The 16,326-nt window shown below is 66.9% G+C and carries 15 protein-coding genes and 1 tRNA gene; 13 read left to right on the top strand and 3 right to left on the bottom strand.

The window, feature by feature from the left end:
* Positions 1-25 precede the first annotated feature (25 nt).
* The 5 genes from ABL308_13695 (at position 26) to ABL308_13675 (ending at position 4,222) form a co-directional block, all read left to right on the top strand.
* Positions 26-2,044 (top strand): acetyl/propionyl/methylcrotonyl-CoA carboxylase subunit alpha, encoded by a 2,019-nt coding sequence (locus ABL308_13695; GenBank protein ID XBQ15996.1) that lies wholly within the window; start codon positions 26-28, stop codon positions 2,042-2,044.
* Positions 2,045-2,112: 68 nt separating this feature from the next.
* Entirely contained in the window at positions 2,113-2,487 is a 375-nt protein-coding gene (locus tag ABL308_13690; GenBank protein XBQ15995.1) for a DUF805 domain-containing protein, read from the top strand.
* A 92-nt stretch (positions 2,488-2,579) separates the two neighbouring features.
* Positions 2,580-3,098, top strand: coding sequence for a DUF805 domain-containing protein (locus ABL308_13685; protein ID XBQ15994.1), 519 nt, complete (start codon positions 2,580-2,582; stop codon positions 3,096-3,098).
* 11 nt (positions 3,099-3,109) lie between these two features.
* Positions 3,110-3,604, top strand: coding sequence for a DUF805 domain-containing protein (locus tag ABL308_13680; protein ID XBQ15993.1), 495 nt, complete (start codon positions 3,110-3,112; stop codon positions 3,602-3,604).
* Between the two features lie 84 nt (positions 3,605-3,688).
* Positions 3,689-4,222 carry a hypothetical protein gene (locus ABL308_13675; GenBank protein XBQ15992.1) on the top strand — a complete coding sequence of 178 codons (534 nt, stop codon included), beginning with the start codon at positions 3,689-3,691 and terminating at the stop codon, positions 4,220-4,222.
* 218 nt (positions 4,223-4,440) lie between these two features.
* Here the strand turns inward: ABL308_13675 and lipB are convergent, their stop codons facing one another.
* Complete coding sequence (gene lipB / locus ABL308_13670; protein ID XBQ15991.1) at positions 4,441-5,136, bottom strand: lipoyl(octanoyl) transferase LipB; 696 nt, start codon at positions 5,134-5,136, stop codon at positions 4,441-4,443.
* 103 nt (positions 5,137-5,239) lie between these two features.
* On the opposite strand from lipB, the gene ABL308_13665 reads away from it, so the two are divergent.
* The 8 genes from ABL308_13665 (at position 5,240) to ABL308_13630 (ending at position 13,115) form a co-directional block, all read left to right on the top strand.
* Complete coding sequence (locus tag ABL308_13665; GenBank protein ID XBQ15990.1) at positions 5,240-5,485, top strand: FliM/FliN family flagellar motor switch protein; 246 nt, start codon at positions 5,240-5,242, stop codon at positions 5,483-5,485.
* 76 nt (positions 5,486-5,561) lie between these two features.
* Positions 5,562-5,648, top strand: a tRNA-Leu gene (locus ABL308_13660).
* 164 nt (positions 5,649-5,812) lie between these two features.
* The gene (gene mgtE / locus ABL308_13655) at positions 5,813-7,201 is read left to right on the top strand and encodes a magnesium transporter (protein ID XBQ15989.1); all 1,389 of its coding nucleotides are present in this window, start codon (positions 5,813-5,815) and stop codon (positions 7,199-7,201) included.
* A gap of 48 nt (positions 7,202-7,249) precedes the next feature.
* Complete coding sequence (locus tag ABL308_13650; GenBank protein XBQ15988.1) at positions 7,250-8,236, top strand: kelch repeat-containing protein; 987 nt, start codon at positions 7,250-7,252, stop codon at positions 8,234-8,236.
* A gap of 62 nt (positions 8,237-8,298) precedes the next feature.
* A complete protein-coding gene (locus ABL308_13645) occupies positions 8,299-10,053 on the top strand; it encodes a glycoside hydrolase family protein (protein XBQ15987.1) in 1,755 nt (584 codons plus the stop codon).
* Positions 10,054-10,103: 50 nt separating this feature from the next.
* Positions 10,104-11,276: an isovaleryl-CoA dehydrogenase gene (locus ABL308_13640; protein ID XBQ15986.1), complete on the top strand. Its 1,173-nt coding sequence runs from the start codon at positions 10,104-10,106 to the stop codon at positions 11,274-11,276.
* A 208-nt stretch (positions 11,277-11,484) separates the two neighbouring features.
* Complete coding sequence (locus ABL308_13635) at positions 11,485-12,330, top strand: aldo/keto reductase (GenBank protein XBQ15985.1); 846 nt, start codon at positions 11,485-11,487, stop codon at positions 12,328-12,330.
* 62 nt (positions 12,331-12,392) lie between these two features.
* Positions 12,393-13,115: a flavodoxin family protein gene (locus ABL308_13630; protein ID XBQ15984.1), complete on the top strand. Its 723-nt coding sequence runs from the start codon at positions 12,393-12,395 to the stop codon at positions 13,113-13,115.
* Positions 13,116-13,162: 47 nt separating this feature from the next.
* Here ABL308_13630 and ABL308_13625 read toward each other — a convergent pair whose 3' ends face one another.
* Together ABL308_13625 and ABL308_13620 are read right to left on the bottom strand one after the other, a co-directional pair.
* Positions 13,163-14,365 (bottom strand): hypothetical protein, encoded by a 1,203-nt coding sequence (locus ABL308_13625; GenBank protein ID XBQ15983.1) that lies wholly within the window; start codon positions 14,363-14,365, stop codon positions 13,163-13,165.
* A 96-nt stretch (positions 14,366-14,461) separates the two neighbouring features.
* Positions 14,462-16,207: a patatin-like phospholipase family protein gene (locus tag ABL308_13620; GenBank protein ID XBQ15982.1), complete on the bottom strand. Its 1,746-nt coding sequence runs from the start codon at positions 16,205-16,207 to the stop codon at positions 14,462-14,464.
* Between the last annotated feature and the right edge of the window lie 119 nt (positions 16,208-16,326).

Genomic DNA, 16,326 nt, shown 5'->3' with positions numbered 1-16,326 from the left:
GATTACCCGGGGGCTCGCCGCGCCGATGTTCAAGAAAATCCTGATCGCCAACCGCGGCGAGATCGCCGTCCGGGTCATCAAGACCTGCAAGCGCATGGGCATCCCCACCGTGGCGGTCTACTCCGAAGCGGACGCGGACACGCCGGCGGTCGAGATGGCCGACGAGGCGGTGTTCATCGGCCCGCCCGCGCCGGGGCAGTCCTATCTGCAGATGGACCGCATCATTCAGGCCTGCGTGGACACCGGCGCGGACGCGGTGCATCCCGGCTTCGGCTTTCTCAGCGAGAACGCGAAATTCCCCGAGGCGCTGGCGAAAAAGAAGATCGCCTGGATCGGGCCGAACCCGCACGCCATCGCAGCGATGGGCGACAAGCTTGAATCGAAAAAGCTCGCCGCCGAAGCCGGCGTGAACACGGTCCCCGGCTTCAAGGGCGAGATCGAGGACGACCAGCAGGCCGTCGAGGTCGCCTCCGATATCGGCTATCCGGTGATGATCAAGGCGTCCGCCGGCGGGGGCGGCAAGGGCATGCGCATCGCCCGCTCCGAGGCGGAGGTCCGCGACGGGTTCAAGGCGGCGCGCAACGAAGCCAAATCGAGCTTCGGCGACGACCGCATCCTGATCGAGAAATTCGTCGAGCGGCCGCGCCATATCGAGATCCAGGTGCTCGGCGACAAGCACGGAAACGTCGTCCATCTCAACGAGCGCGAATGCTCGGTGCAGCGCCGGAACCAGAAGGTGCTCGAAGAGGCGCCGTCGCCCTTCCTTGACGAGAAGACCCGCAAGAAGATGGGCGAGCAGGCCGTCGCGCTCGCCAAGGCGGTCGATTACGACAGCGCCGGCACGGTGGAATTCATCGTCGACCCCGAACGGAATTTCTATTTTCTCGAGATGAACACCCGGCTGCAGGTCGAGCACCCGGTCACCGAGCTCACCCACGACATCGATCTGGTGGAGCAGATGATCCGCGTCGCGGCGGGCGAGAAGCTCGCCTACCGGCAGTCCGACATGCGCATCAAGGGCTGGGCGGTGGAAGCGCGGCTCTACGCCGAGGACCCGTATCGCGGCTTCCTGCCCTCGATCGGCCGGCTGCGCCGCTACACCGAGCCCGCCGAGGGCCCGATCGGGCCGGGAAGCCTGCGCATCGATTCCGGCGTCCGCGAGGGCGACGAGATCTCGTTGTTCTACGATCCGATGATCGCCAAGGTGATCGGCTACGGAAAGGACCGCGAGGCGGCGATCGAGGCGCTGGCGATGAGCCTCGACCGGCTGCATGTCGAGGGGCTGCAGTCCAACAAGCCCTTCCTGTCAGCCGTGCTCGACGAGCCGGACTTCCGCGCCGGGCGCATCCATACCGGCTATATCGACGAGCATTTCCCCGAAGGCTTCACCGGGACCACGCCGACCGAGCACCAGCTGCGCTGGATGACGGCTGCGGCGGCTTATGTGCACACCGTCTTCACCGAGCGCGCCGCTCGCGTGACGGGCCGGCTGGACGCCGCGCCTGCGCCGGGCGCCACCCACGAGTTCGTGGTGATCCTGGACGGGCAGATCTTCCCCGTCGAAATCCGCCTCGTGCAGGACGGCGAGGGCGGGGCTGAGATCTGGGCGCCGGCGCTCTACGCCGAAAAGCAGCGACTGCTCACCGAATGGAAGCCCGGCGCGCACCTGTTCGAGGGTCGGCTCGGCGAGGAGGACTTCGCGCTCGAGCTTTCCGACCGGCGCGAGGGCTATGTGCTGCGCCATCGCGGGTTCGCTGCGACGGTGCTGGTCTGCACGCCGCGCGCCGCCGAGCTGCACGCCCGCCTGCCCGAAAAGGAGCCGGTGGACACCGCCAAGCTGGTGGTCAGCCCGATGCCGGGCCTTGTCGTCTCCGTCGCTGTCGAGGTCGGCCAGGAGGTGAAGACCGGAGAGCCGCTCGTCACCGTCGAGGCGATGAAAATGGAGAACGTGCTGCGCGCGGAGAAGGACGGGGTGATCAAGACCATCGCCTGCGAACCCGGCGCGAGCGTGGCCGCCGACGAACTGCTGATCGAGTTCGAATAGAGGCGATTGACTGAGGCGCCGCATGGCGGTCACGCTCAGGACAAGGGAATCGGGACGGGAGACGCGCCATGGGCTTCGGCGAGGCGATCAAGACGGTCTACGGCAAGTACGCCGATTTCAACGGCCGGGCCGGCCGGGCCGAATACTGGTGGTGGTTCCTCTATTACATTCTGGGCCTCGCGGCCTGCGCGCTCGTCGGTCAGGCGATCGGCGCGGAAGATCTGCTGACGGGTCTGTTCGCGCTGGCCAACCTGCTGCCCAACCTGGCCGTGGGCGCGCGGCGCCTGCACGACCGGGGCATGACCGCCTGGCTGCTCCTGATCATGCTCATTCCCGTCATCGGCGGGCTTATCCTTCTCATCTTCTTCGCACTCGAGGGCGAGGCGGGCGCGAACCGGTTCGGCCCCGATCCGCGCGGAGCGGCGGCTGATCCCGCACCCTGACGAGGGTCAAATTTTCCAAGCCTTCATTTGACACTGCCGTCAGGCGCCCCGACCCTCTCGAACGTTATGAGTCGCGCTGGGAGGAGACGCGCATGGACTGGACGAAGGTGCTCTTCGATCCGAACGGACGGATCGGTCAGCGGGAATTCTGGATCGGCGTGCTGATCATCGTGGTCGGCAACATCGTCGCCGGCTTCATTCCCTTTCTGGGTTTCATCATTTCTCTGGGCCTGATCTGGGTCGGTATCGCGGTCTACGGCAAGCGGCTGCACGACGCGGGCAAGACCGCCTGGCTGCACGCGGTCCCGTGGGCGCTCAACATCCTTCTGTTCATCATCGCGCTGGTGATGATCGGCGGCGCCCTGTTCAACCTGATCCTGAACAGCGCCGGCGGCGCCGAGCCGTCCGACCAGGACATCATCGCCATGGTCTCGGCCAGCGGCGGCGGGTTCCTCGTCCTGACGCTCGGCTTTCTGGTCTGGGTCGCCTACACGATCTGGGTCGGCGTGCTGAAGGGCGATCCGGGCGCCAACCAGTACGGACCGGCGCCGGTCATCGAAGGCGCCGCCGCACCCGCCGCACCGGCGGCTGAAGACACCACCAAGGGCTAGGGGAAACACCCATGAGCATCGCACACGCGCTTTTCGTCCCGAACGGACGCATCTCCAAGGGCGGCTTCGCCACCGGCGCGATCATCCTGATCGTGATCGGCTTCGTCAGCGGGATCATCCCGCTCTTCATGAGCATGGCGGCGGCGACCGGGATCACGACGCTCCTAGGGATCGTCGTGGCCTATTGCTGGGTCGCGCTCTGGATCAAACGCTTCCATCAGGGCGGCATGTCGGGCTGGTGGACCGTGCTGGTCGTGATCGTCTGGATGATCGCGAACTACGCGGTCGGCCAGGCGGTGATCCTGATGTCGGGGATCGACATGTCGGCCATGCAGGGCTCGACCAACTTCTCCGAGATCATGGCCATGAGCCAGGAGATCGCGCGCGAGACCGCACTGCCGACCGCGATCGCGAACGCGGTCGTCTCGGCGATCTTCGCCTTCGGCCTGAACGCGTTCCTGAAGAGCGAAGCCGGCGAGAACAAGTACGGCCCGGCGCCGCAATAACCGGCCCGGTTACGCTTGCCGCGACGCGCGCGCCGTATCATACCGGCGCGCGCGTTTTCTTTCGAAGCCACGGAGACCGAGCTCATGGCCGGATTCGATCCCGGCGCGGCCTTCTGGCCCAACCGCCGGGCGGACGCCGACACCTTTCTGCTCGCGCTGGGGATCATCGCGGCGATCGACGCGGTGCGTCTGACGCTATTGCCCGTGGGCGGGCTTCTGACCTGGCTTCTGGTGATGTTCTTCGTCGTCAGCGCCTTCATCAATCGCGCGCGCGACGCAGGCCGGGGCGGCGGCGCGGCGGTGCTGGCCGCAGGCTCGGCTGCAATGGCGAAGGCGGTCGCCTCCTTCATCGCGATCACGGCCGCGCTCTATCCGGATTTTCTGAGGTTCATGGAGCAGCGCGGCGTGGACGTGAGCGATCCGGTCGCCGTGCAGGCGGCCGCGTCCGACATGGCGCTGCAGCAGGCCTATCAGGAGCGCCTGCAGACGAGTCCCGAGCTGATGGGCGAGATATATTCCGCCGGCGCCTGGCCCTCGATGTGGGCGTTCTGGATCGTCATCGCGCTCTTCGCCTGGCGGCTCCGCCGCCTGCCGAGCCGGCCGCAAGCGGTGCGCTGATCTGAGTCCTTTCCAGCTTGTCGATTCCGCTTCTGTTTAGCGGAGATGTCTAATCTCAGCCCTCCCTCCCCCTCGGAGGAGGGCCGGGGTGGGGGCGCGTCCTTTCAATCCGTGTTGCGCGCGGCTCCACCCCACCCCGACCCTCCCCTCGAGGGGAGGGAGGGAGAACCAGCTGGCCACGTCGCAATTGTGCGCATGCTTAAGCCTGCGCCCGGTGGTCAATACGGCGCGGCGACGTCCTTCACCGGGCCGAACACGGCCTGAAAGCTCTGTTTCAGCGCGTCGTCGGCGTCCTCCATGGTCACGGGAAGCCCCAGGTCGACCAGGCTGGTCACCCCGTAGCGCGGATCGGTGATGCCGCAGGGCGTGATGCCGCCGAAATGGGAAAGATCGGGTTCGACGTTGAGCGCGATCCCGTGAAAGCTGACCCATCGGCGCAGCCTGATCCCGATCGCGGCGATCTTGTCCTCGCGCTCCATCCCTCCAGGCTGCGTGCGGTCCACCCACACCCCGACCCGGCCGCAGCGCCGCTCGCCCTCGACATTGAAGCGGCCGAGCGCGCCGATGATCCAGTCTTCCAGATCGCGGACGAATTTGCGCGCGTCGCGGCCGCGTCTGGTCAGATCGAGCATCACATAGGCCACCCGCTGTCCCGGCCCGTGATAGGTGTACTCCCCGCCGCGGCCGGTCTTGAACACGGGAAACCGCCCCGGATCGCGCAGGTCGGTCTCCTGCGCGCTCGTGCCTGCGGTGTAGAGCGGGTCGTGTTCGAGCAGCCAGACGAGTTCGCCCGCTTCGCCGCGGGCGATCTGTTCGGCGCGCGCTTCCATGAAAGCGACCGCCTCGGGGTAGGGAACGCGGGCGGCCGAAACGGCCCATCCGGCGGGCGGAAGCTGCTGTGCATGCTCGGACATGGAAAACAGGTCCTTAACGGGTTGGAAATCGGAGCGGAACATCGTGACGGAAACGCGGCCTGGCAAGCGCCGCGTGTCAGCCTTCGAGGGTTTAATCGGGTCCATGAGCCAGCTCGGCGCCGTACAGGTCGAAATCAGCGTGCTTCTCGGCCGCTCCCAACTGCCGATCCACCAGTTCCTGCGCATGGGACGCGGCGCGGTGATTCCGCTCGACGCCGCCGAGCATGACGAGGTCTGGATCCTGGCCAACAACCATCCGATCGCGCGCGGCGAGATCGTGATCCAGGGCGATCGGGTCGCGGTGTCGATCACCGAAGCCTGCGACGTGCACGATTACTGGGCGGCCTGACGGTCCGCTGCGCATGGGCGGCAGATCAGGGCTTCACAAAGCCCATGGGACTTGGTACCAGCCTGCCTCCTCTTTCGCGGCCGTGGCGGAATTGGTAGACGCGCAGCGTTGAGGTCGCTGTGGGGTAAAACCCGTGGAAGTTCAAATCTTCTCGGCCGCACCATAGGTACGCCAAAGCCCGTCCCGCCGAAACGCGGGGCGGGCTTTTCGCGTTTATGGACCCTGACGGAAATCCGGGGGCGCGTCTGCGCGCTCCGCCTCGCTTTCGCCCCGCGCCGCGCTATGCTCGTGGCCGCGTTGTTTTTCGAGCGTTTCGGACGGTGACCCATGGCTGAGCCCGGCCTTTACGAAGACCCTGCGGAAAAAGCCGCCGATCCGGACGCCGAGTACGAGCTCGTCGTCGCCGTAGGCGAGGCGATTCGAGCCGAAGATCCCGCCGGCGTGCGCGGGCTGTTCGAGGACATGCACCCAGCCGACATCGCCGACGCGATCGAGCAGCTGACCCGGGAGCAGCAGCAGGCGCTGGCGGAAATGGCGCCGGACGTGTTCTCGGGCGAAGTGCTGTCCGAACTGGCGTTCGACACGCGCAGCGACGTCGTCGACGCGCTCGAGCCCGGCCATATCGCCGAGGCGCTGACCGAGCTTGATTCAGACGACAAGACGCTGGTCGTCGAGGAGCTCGACGAGGAAAAGCGCGCCGCGGTGCTCGCCGCGGTCTCCGACGAGGACCGGCAATACCTGGAATCCTCGCTCGCCTTCGAGGAGGAGACCGCCGGCCGCCTGATGCAGCGCGAGTTCGTCGCCGCGCCGCTGTTCTGGACGGTGGGTCACACGATCGACCATATGCGCAACACCGGCGAGGAGCTGCCAGACCTGTTCTTCGAGGTGTTCATCGTCGACGAGCAGTTCCGGCCGATCGGCGCGGTGCCGGTCAGCCGGCTGATGCGCTCGCAGCGCGAAACGCCGCTCGCCGAGATCATGGTCCCCACCAAGATCATCATCCGCCCCGAGGACGATCAGGAGGACGCCGCCTACGTCTTCGAAAAATACCACCTGATCAGCGCGCCTGTGGTCGACGACGCCGGCAGGCTCGCCGGGATGCTGACCGTCGACGACATGGTCGACGTCATCCAGGAAGAGAACAAGGAAGACATGCTCGCGCTCGCCGGCGTGAACGAGGCCGGTCAGGCCGACACGGTCTGGACGTCTGTGAAGGCGCGCGCGCCCTGGCTCCTGGTCAATCTGGGCACGGCGGTCGTCGCCTCGGCGGTGATCGCGCTTTTCGACGAGGCCATCGCCCAGCTCGTCGCGCTCGCCGTGCTGATGCCGATCGTCGCCTCGATGGGCGGCAACGCCGGCACCCAGTCGCTGGCTGTCGCGGTGCGCGCGATCGCCTCGCGGGACCTAACCATGTCGAACTCCATGCGGGTGGTGATCCGCGAGCTTGCAGCGGGCACGCTGAACGGCGTCATCTTCGCGATCGTGATGGGCGTGGTGGCCGCGCTGTGGTTCCAGGACTGGAATCTGGGCTGGGTCATCGCGGTGTCGATGGTGATCACGCTGGCCTGCGCGGGGCTGGCTGGAATCCTCGTGCCGCTGGGCCTTCGGCGCATGGGCGCGGACCCGGCGGTGGCCAGCTCGGTCTTCGTGACGACTGTCACCGACGTGGTGGGATTCTTCGTCTTTCTCGGACTCGGCGCCCTTGTTCTGCTTTAATCGGGATGCTTTCTGACAGGCGAGGGGCCTGAGCAAAGAGGATCGAGCATGCGGGTCATCACCACGATCATCGCTGGCGCGCTGACCGCGACGGTTTTCGGCGCGGGCGCGGCGTCTGCGCAGGACGAGGTTCTCCCCGCCGCGTCCGGCTACACGATCAGCGGACCCTGGCGGACCGGGCCGGAACTGGCCCAGGCGCGTTCCGGCCTCTCCGCAGCCGTCCTCGACGGCCGGATCTACGCCGCAGGCGGGTCGGGCCTGGTCGATCCGCGCGCCGAGGTCGAGGTCTATGATCCCGAAGCCCGCATCTGGCGGCTTGGCGAACCTCTGCCGGTGGGCCTGGAACGCTTCGGCATGACTGCGGCGGGCGGCCGGATCTGGGTCGCGGGCGGCTACGCCGCAGGCGGCGGGTCTGCGCCGTCCGATCAGGTCTGGTCGTTCGATCCGAACGCGGGCGCCTGGCAGAGCGAGCCGGCGCTGCCCGGCCCCAAGGCGAGTTTCGCGCTTCTAAGCCATGACGACCGGCTCTACGCGCTGGGCGGCGAGGACGGCGCGGCGGGCATGTTCGTGTTCGACCCCGAAGGTCAGAGCTGGAGCGCCTTGCCCGCACCGGCGGAGACCGCGCGCCGCGGCGCTGCGGCGGTGGCCCATGACGGCGAGTTCTGGCTGATCGGCGGCGCGTCCGAGGGCGCGGCCAGCGCCCGGGTCGACGTTTACGATCCTGAAGCCGGTGCCTGGCGTCGCGGCCCCGATCTGCCCGCGCCGCGCGCCGGGCACGCCGCCGCTGTGATCGACGGCGCGATCCACATTTTCGGCGGGCGCAGCGCGGATCTGCGCCGCACGCTGGCCGATCATCTGGCCCTGGTCGACGGCGCCTGGACGGATAAGCCCGCCATGGTCAATCCGCGCACCGAAGCGGCGGCCGCCGCGCTCGAAGGCGAGATCTGGCTGATCGGCGGCGGCGCGGGGGCGGGCTTCTTCGCGCCCTTCACGGCGGTGAACTCCGTGGACGTGGTTCGCCCCGCCGCGGAGTGACGGCCTCGCGCTTGCATCGCCGGGCCTGACCTAGAGGCCGGCCGTTTCGGAACGGGACAGCGATGAAACCGCGTTTGAAATCCACGCGCGCCGCGCGCGAACTGATCAAGGCCTACGAGCCCTTCCATGGCGAGGCCGTGCGCCGCGGCAAGCGCTGGGTGGTCGGCTACGGCCATACCGCCGCGGCCAAGCCCGGCGTGACGGTCAAGCCCGAGGACGCCGAGCTCCTTCTTATCTACGACGTGCTCCAGGCTGAGACGGCCGTGCACGCGGCGCTGGGCGAGGACATGCCCGGCGCGATGCGCGACGCGCTGGTGAGCTTCGCCGCCTCGGTCGGAGTGAACGCCTTCAAGGTTTCAGACGTGGCGCGCCTGGCCAGATCCGGCCGGCACGAGGCCGCCGCCGCCGCGCTGGAAACCTGGGTGCGCGTTCAGAAGGACGGCCGCTCGGTCACCTCCGAGCGCCTCCAAAAGCGCCGTGCCGCCGAGAAGGCGCTTTATCTGCAGGCGCTGGGGGCCGCGCCCGCCGAAGCCGCGCCCGCGCCTCAGCCCGAACCTGCGCCGCAGGCGCCCGAGCCTGAAGAGACGCCGCTCGAAGAAGCGCAGACTGAAGACACGCAGGCCGAAGAGCCCGCGCTGGGCCCGCTGATCGACGTCGACCTGTCTTTCGAGGAGCCCGAGGCCGAGCCTGAAATCGCGACTGCGCCCGAGTCTGACGCCGAGCCGGTCGCCGCCGACGCCGATCCCGAAGCGCCCGCCGAGCCGGTGGCCGACGACGCCGCCGAGGCGGTCGATCCCGAGCCTGCGCCCGAAGCCGAAACCGAGGCTGAAACGGCCGAAGCGGACGTGCAGCCCGAGCCTGCGCAGGAATCTGACGTCCAGCCCGAACCCGTCGCCGACGCCGGCGCGGTCAAGGCTGCCCAGGACGCCGCGATCGCGTCGGTGATGAGCCGGATGGCCGGCGAGATCGCCCGGTCGGTTTCCGTCGCCGGGGTGAACGCGCCTCAGCGCGCGCCCGACGCCGAAGGCCCCCAGCCCGAACCCGCCGCCGCCCCGGAAGCCGGACCCCGCGCCGATCTGTCCGGCGTGCAGCTGGGCTACAGCTTCCTGGACGTCGAGGTGATCGGCTGGGACTATGACGCCGAGGTCGAGCCCGCTCCCGCCCCCGTCACCGCCCCCGTCACCGCTTCGGCCTCTGAGCCGGTCGAGAGCGCCGAGCCTGAAGCTGATCCGGAACCGGAGCCCGAAGCCGAAGCGCCTGCCGAGAGCGCCGAGACCGAACCGGCCGCCGAAACCGAAATCCCCGCCGAGGCTGAAGGCCCCGGCGCGCCGGGCTCTCCGGCGAAGCCTGCGCCTGCGCCTGGTCCGGTCTATGCGTCCGTGGCGGTCGGCCCGATCGGCAAGACCGAAACCGCCCCGCCGCACCCCGCCGAGGCGCCCGCGCCGGCCGACGGCCTGTCGGGCGAAAGCGAAGGGCCCGACCACGGCGAGCACGACGAGCACGCCGCGGAGACCTATGAGGAAGAGGCCGAACTCGAACCCGCCATCGTGGCGGGGGCGGAGGCCACCTATGTCGCCGACGAGGCGCCGCCCGCCGCCGTGGAAGGCCGCGGGGACTGGGTCTACACCGCCAACCTTCTGGTCGGGGTCGGCCTGATCGGCTTCGGCGCCTGGGAGATCGTCTCCAATCTGGACGCCTACATGGCCGCCGGCTTCGACTATTCCTGGCTCGGCCCGGTCGCCTTCGGCTCCGGCGTGCTTCTGTCGGTCGCCTCGGGCTGGTTCGTGGTCGGCCATCTCACCCGCGGCAAGAAGTAAGCCGCCCCGTCCGGCTTGACCGGTCCGGCGGGCGTGGTATCTCGCGCGCCATGATCTCGAACCAGTACCCCACGCTCGAGTTTCCCCTCGGCGATACGGCGGAGATGCTGCGCGACACCGTGCGCTCCTTCGCCTCCGACAAAATCGCGCCGCGCGCGGCCGACATCGACCAGAAAGACGAGTTCCCGGCCGATCTCTGGCCGCAACTCGGCGAGCTCGGCCTTCTGGGCATCACCGTCGAGGAAGAACTCGGCGGCACGGGCCTGGGTTATCTCGAGCACTGCATCGCCATGGAGGAGATCTCCCGGGCGAGCGCCTCGGTGGGCCTGAGCTACGGCGCGCACTCCAACCTGTGCGTCAATCAGATCCGCATCAACGGCACTGACGCCCAGCGCGAGAAATACCTGCCCAAGCTGATCAGCGGCGAGCATATCGGCGCGCTGGCCATGTCCGAGCCCGGCGCGGGCTCGGACGTCGTGTCCATGAAGCTCAAGGCCGAGAAGAAGGGCGACCGTTACGTCCTGAACGGTTCGAAGATGTGGATCACCAACGGGCCGAGCGCGGATACGCTGGTGGTTTACGCCAAGACCGATCCGAGCGCCGGCTCCAAGGGCATCACCGCCTTCCTCATCGAGAAGGGCATGGCCGGCTTCTCCGTCGCCCAGAAGCTCGACAAGCTCGGCATGCGCGGTTCTGAAACCGGCGAGCTGGTGTTTGAAGACTGCGAAGTTCCCGAGGAGAATATCCTGGGCGCGGTCGGCGGCGGCGTGCGCGTGCTGATGAGCGGGCTCGACTATGAGCGCGCCGTGCTGGCCGCCGGTCCCATCGGGATCATGCAGGCCTGCATGGACGTGGTCATGCCCTATGTTCACGAGCGCAAGCAGTTCGGCCAGTCGATCGGCGAGTTCCAGCTGATCCAGGCCAAGATCGCGGACATGTACACGCGCATGAACGCCAGCCGCGCCTATGTCTACGCGGTGGCCCAGGCCTGCGACACCGGCAAGACGACCCGCCACGACGCGGCCGGCGCGATCCTGTTCGCCGCCGAAGCCGCCACCCAGTGCGCCCTCGACGCCATCCAGATCCTGGGCGGCAACGGGTATATCAACGAATACCCCACGGGCCGCCTGCTGCGTGACGCCAAGCTCTACGAGATCGGCGCAGGCACCAGCGAAATCCGCCGCATGCTGATCGGCCGCGAGCTGTTCAACGCGAGCCGGTGACTGAACTCCCGGCCGAACCCCGGACCTGATCCGGGGGGAGGGCCGGGACCTCTCTCAGGATCGAGCGCCTGAAGCCGGCCCAGGCCCCGGATAAGCAACCTTGGGCGACGAGCGGTTTTCCGCGACCGGCGGTCGGGGCCGGAACCCGCCGCCGCACCGCGTGCGTTGCCTCTGAAACGTTTCAGAGACGCAGCACGCGAGCATTTCCATGACCCTGTCGCCCACCACCACCGTCGACGCGCACGGCGCGGCCATCCCGAAGATCGGCTTCGGCACCTGGAAGCTGAAGGACGGGGACGCCTATGACGGCGTCAAAGCCGCGCTCGAGGCCGGTTACCGGCATATCGACACCGCCCAGGCCTATGAAAACGAGGACGAAGTCGGCCGGGCCATCGAGGAGAGCGGGGTCTCGCGCGAGGAGATCTTCCTGACCACCAAGATCTGGCGCGAGCGGTTCGCGCCGGGCGATCTGGAGACGAGCCTGAAGGAGAGCCTGTCAAAGCTGCGCGTGGACGCGGTCGATCTGGTGCTCCTTCACTGGCCCAACGAGGACGTGCCGCTGGCCGAGACGATCGGGGCGATGAACGCCGCGCGCGAAGGCGGGCTGACCAGGCATATCGGCGTGTCGAACTTCACCACGACCTGGCTGGGCGAGGCGGTCGCGACCTCCACCGCGCCGATCGTGTGCAATCAGGTCGAATATCACCCCTTCCTCGACCAGCAGCCGGTTCTGGACGCGGTGCGCGGCTACGGCATGGCGCTGACGGCGTACTCCCCGATCGCCCAGGGCGAGGTGTTCGAGCACGACGTTCTGAAGGAGATCGGCGAGGCGCACGGCAAGTCCGCCGCCCAGATCGCGCTGAGATGGCTGATCGAGCAGGACGGCGTCTGCGCCATCCCGCGTTCGAGCTCGAACGAGCACCTTCAGAGCAATATCGAGATTTTCGATTTCGAGCTCTCCGACGAGGAGACGCGCCGCATCTCCGCGCTCAAGAAGGAAAATCACCGCCTGGTCGATCCCGAATGGGCGCCCGCCTGGGACGTGGCGGCCTGAGAGACAGGAAACGGGCGGCGGCGGGCTGCGTTAGGCCGGGCGAACCCGAAAAGGAGCGCTCCATGGCCGACAAGCAGTCCCCGCCCGCCCGCTATGACGATCTCAACGCGATCTTCTTCAACTGCACGCTCAAGCGCAGCCCGGCCCAGTCCAACACCGACGCCCTGATGGAGGTGTGCCGCCAGATCATGCGCGCGGCCGGCGCCGGGGTGGAGACGGTGCGCCTGGTCGATCATGAGGTGGCGCCGGGCGTGCAGCCCGACATGACAGAGGCGGGCTGGGACCGCGACGACTGGCCGAAAATTTACGAGCGGGTGAAAGCCGCCGACATCGTGGTCATCGGCACCCCGATCTGGATCGGCGAGGAGAGCAGCGAGTGCCGCAAGCTCCTCGAACGGCTCTATGCTCATTTCGGCGAGACCAACGAGAAGGGCCAGTACGGCTTTTACGGCAAGACCGGCGGCTGTGTCGTCACCGGCAACGAGGACGGCGTGAAGCATGTGTGCATGACCGTGCTGCACGCGCTGAGCCATATGGGCTTCATGGTCCCGCCCCAGTGCGAGACCGGCTGGCTGGGCGATATCGGTCCCGGCCCCAGCTACGCCGACGAGGGCAGCGGCGGGCCCGAGCACGCCTTCACCCAGAAAAACGCGATCTATATGAGCTGGAACCTGCTGCACACCGCGCGCATGCTGAAGGACGCTGGCGGGCTTCCCGGCTTCGGAAACGTCGACGAGGAGACGCTGAAAGGCCAGCAGACCTACCATCCGCACCCGGACTGGTGAGGGTCAGGCACGAGAGGTGCGGCGCATAGAGGCGAATAAGTCGTCGCCTAGCATGTGCCCTGACTGCGGTCGCCATGGTTGCTCGCCAAATGAAAAAGGGCGTCTGCGGCGCTTATCGCGGTGAACTCCGGTCGCTCAGATGTGTGGCGAACGACTACCAGGGCGTACGGCGACCTATTCGAGGCTCCTCGAATGCGAGCCAGAGCGCTCATGACCTCATGATGCGGCTCGGCGAGGTTCCAGAACCCCGATTGGGCGTCAGACCGAGGGCCCTCGAACAACAGGTTAGCCAGTTCTTTCGCTTTTTCGGGAGTCCGGACGTCATGGTTGCGCGCGTCGAACCATAGAGGTGCTCGCTGGCGTGCAGTTTCCTTGGAATCGATCACAATGGCTTCGTCGGCGGTACGAAGGGGCTCGCAGTCTGCTATCTGACGCGCAAAGTCCGAAAGGTGCTCCGGTCGCGACAAGATCACGAGTTTTGGACATGTAGGTCTGGCCGCGTCGCCGCCTGGGCTCGGGCTGGTAGGCTGCGATGTCGTGCAGTCGATAAGATCGTAAACTTCGTCCAATGGACGCAACATCGACCTCAGTTCGGATGCGTCGATGACTGACCAAGCTTCCCGGCGCAGCCGCTGTACACGTGGGTCCGAAAGTTGTTCGACCGCGCCTTTCAAGTCGTTGATTTTGCCTGCTACTTTTGTTGCGCCGTCGGCTTGTGTAATTGCGTAATTACTGGCGATGCTGACGATCGGTGTACCTGCGCGCGCTGTCAGAACGCCTGTGAGCATTAACATCAAACGGTCGACCTGACCGAATGTGGGGTCGCAATCTTGCGAAGAGCCGCTGGCGAAAAAGTCAACCTGATATATATCGAAGAAATGAATGCCAGAGGATGCAAAGAAAACAAGGCCTATGAAATAGACACTGAATGTCAAAGCGGCGTTGAGATTCTTCAGGTCATGCATTGACCTGTTTCTTGACTCGCCTTTCGGTGTCTCCTCCTCTTCTTCTTCCATTGCGCTGCGCTCAAGGTGGCGCACCCAAGCCCAAATGGCTGTCAGAAAAAACCCTGTGAAAAAGGTAATAGTTTCAAATATTTGTATTACTTCGCCGTCGGCCAAGCCTATCATTGCGAGCAAAGGACTTGCAAAGCCGGCCGCCGACAGGATGAGTACTGAAATGAGAAACACCCACAAGACCTCGAAGTTGATCTTGTTTGATGGATCGACCCGTCCCTCATTCTTCGCCACGTCGCCCTCCCCTTCGAACGTCGCGAAATTAACCTTAGATTAAGATGGGGGCGGCGCAAGCGCTTCAGAAGCTTCTGGTGTCGGACCTTTTCTGGCTCAGCCCTGCACCTTCGCTGCGGCCAGCCGCTCGGCGACGCCTGAGGGCGGGTCCTGCAGCATGCGCACGGCGGCTTCGTAGCCGGCTGTGACCGCGTCGTCGAAGCGCCGCCATTCCCTCAGGTCGAGGTCGAGATCGGGCAGGACGAGAAGGTCGGCCGCCTCGCGGAAGCTCGCATGATGCTCCATCGCGCCGACGGTCGCCGCGCGCATCAGAAGCGAGGCGATGGGCGGGGGATCGCTGAGACCGTGCTTGAAGGCCCAGCCGAAAAACCCCGGCGGATCGACGAAATCTTCCGCGTTGATCGCGTTGGTCCGGGTGACGTCGCAGCCCAGATTGACGCCGCGGTGGAAGGCCTTGAGTTCCTTGACGGGGAAGTTGTTGAACACCGCCCCGTCGACCAGCAGATCGCCGCCGTCGACGACCGGCGGCAACAGGCCCGGAATGGCGATCGAGGCGCGCAGCGCTTCGCGCAGCAGGCCCGAGCGATGAACCCGGACGCTGCCTTCAGACAGGTTCGAGGAAACGCAGAAAAAGGGCCGGGCCAGAGCGTTGATCTCGACCTCTCCGAAATGTTCCTTCAGGCGCTTGTCGACGCGCTTGCCGCGCATCAGGCTGACCACGGGCAGCGACCAGTCCGAAAGCGGATTGCTGTCCACGAAGGCTTCACGCACGCGGGTCTCGAGCTCGTCGTCGCTCCAGCCCAGCGCCGCGCCTGCGGCGATGATGCCGCCCATGGAGACACCGCAGAAGAAGTCGAACTCGACGCCGGCCTCGCGGAAGGCGCGGACCGCGCCGATATGGGCGTAGGCGCGAGAGCCGCCGCCTGACAGCACCAGCCCGACCGACCGGCCGCTCATCGCGCGGGCGAGATGGCGCACGTCCTCGGGCCGGCCTTGCCGCCAGTGAAAGCAGCGCGCGGCGTCTGCGGCGTCGACCCAGTCCTGCGGGCCGGCCGCGCGCCGGTCGCCGCCATGATGAACCATCACCACGTCGATCAGCTTCAGCCGCGCCGCCGGGGAGGGATCGTCGGGCATGAGCGGCACGGAGGGACGCGCGTCGGCGCGCGCCATCAGCCAGATCCGGTCCGCCCGGCCCATCGCCCGGCGCGCCCAGTCCGCATCGGCGAGGCGCGCTGTGAGGATGACGATGTCGTGCTCGGCTTCGATGGCGTCGAGCTTGCGGCTGGTCTCGTCCTGCACCTCGTAGCCCAGCACCGCGGCGCTCACCCCGAGCGCCTTGAGCGCGGCTTTCAGCTCCACCGCGCGGAAATCGAGATCGATGGTCGGCGAGGTGGAGACGAGTGCGAAGACCTTCGGCTCGGCGCGCGCGTTCAGGGAGCCGCCCCGCAACCGGAAAAGCATCATGCGTGCAAGCTCTTGCATCAAGGATGCGTGCTTGCGTGTTAGCCGCTGGAAGGCGTGCTTGGGCAGCCGGACGAGCTCGCAGTCGCGTAGCGCATAGACGCTGGCGGAATGGGCGCGCTCCTCGACCAGAGCCATCTCGCCGATCGGTTCGCCGGTGCGGATATGGCCGACGAGTTCAGGCCTGCCGTCGGCGCCGGTCCTGAACGCGGCCAGCGCGCCGGAGCGGACGAGATAGAAGGCGTCGGCGGGCTCGCCCTCGCTGAACAGGGTCGCGCCGGCGGGCAGGCAGAACCATTCCACCTCGCTCTCGACGGCCTTCAGCGCCGCTTTTTCAACGCGGTTGAGGAAGGGAAGGAAGCCGAGATTGAGGTCGATCATCTCAGTCGAGGAAGTCCCAGCTGTCCGCCCCGTCGAAGGTCCGTACCCGCAAGGTCGCAACGAGTGCAGGATCGGCGAGACGGTAGTTCAGTTTCATTCGATCAGGGCCCCCTGGAAGG

The sequence above is a fragment of the Oceanicaulis sp. genome, assembly GCA_040112665.1.
GTDB lineage: Bacteria > Pseudomonadota > Alphaproteobacteria > Caulobacterales > Maricaulaceae > Oceanicaulis.
The sequence above is the reverse complement of the archived record's forward strand: the minus strand, read 5'-3'. Positions and strand labels throughout refer to the sequence as shown.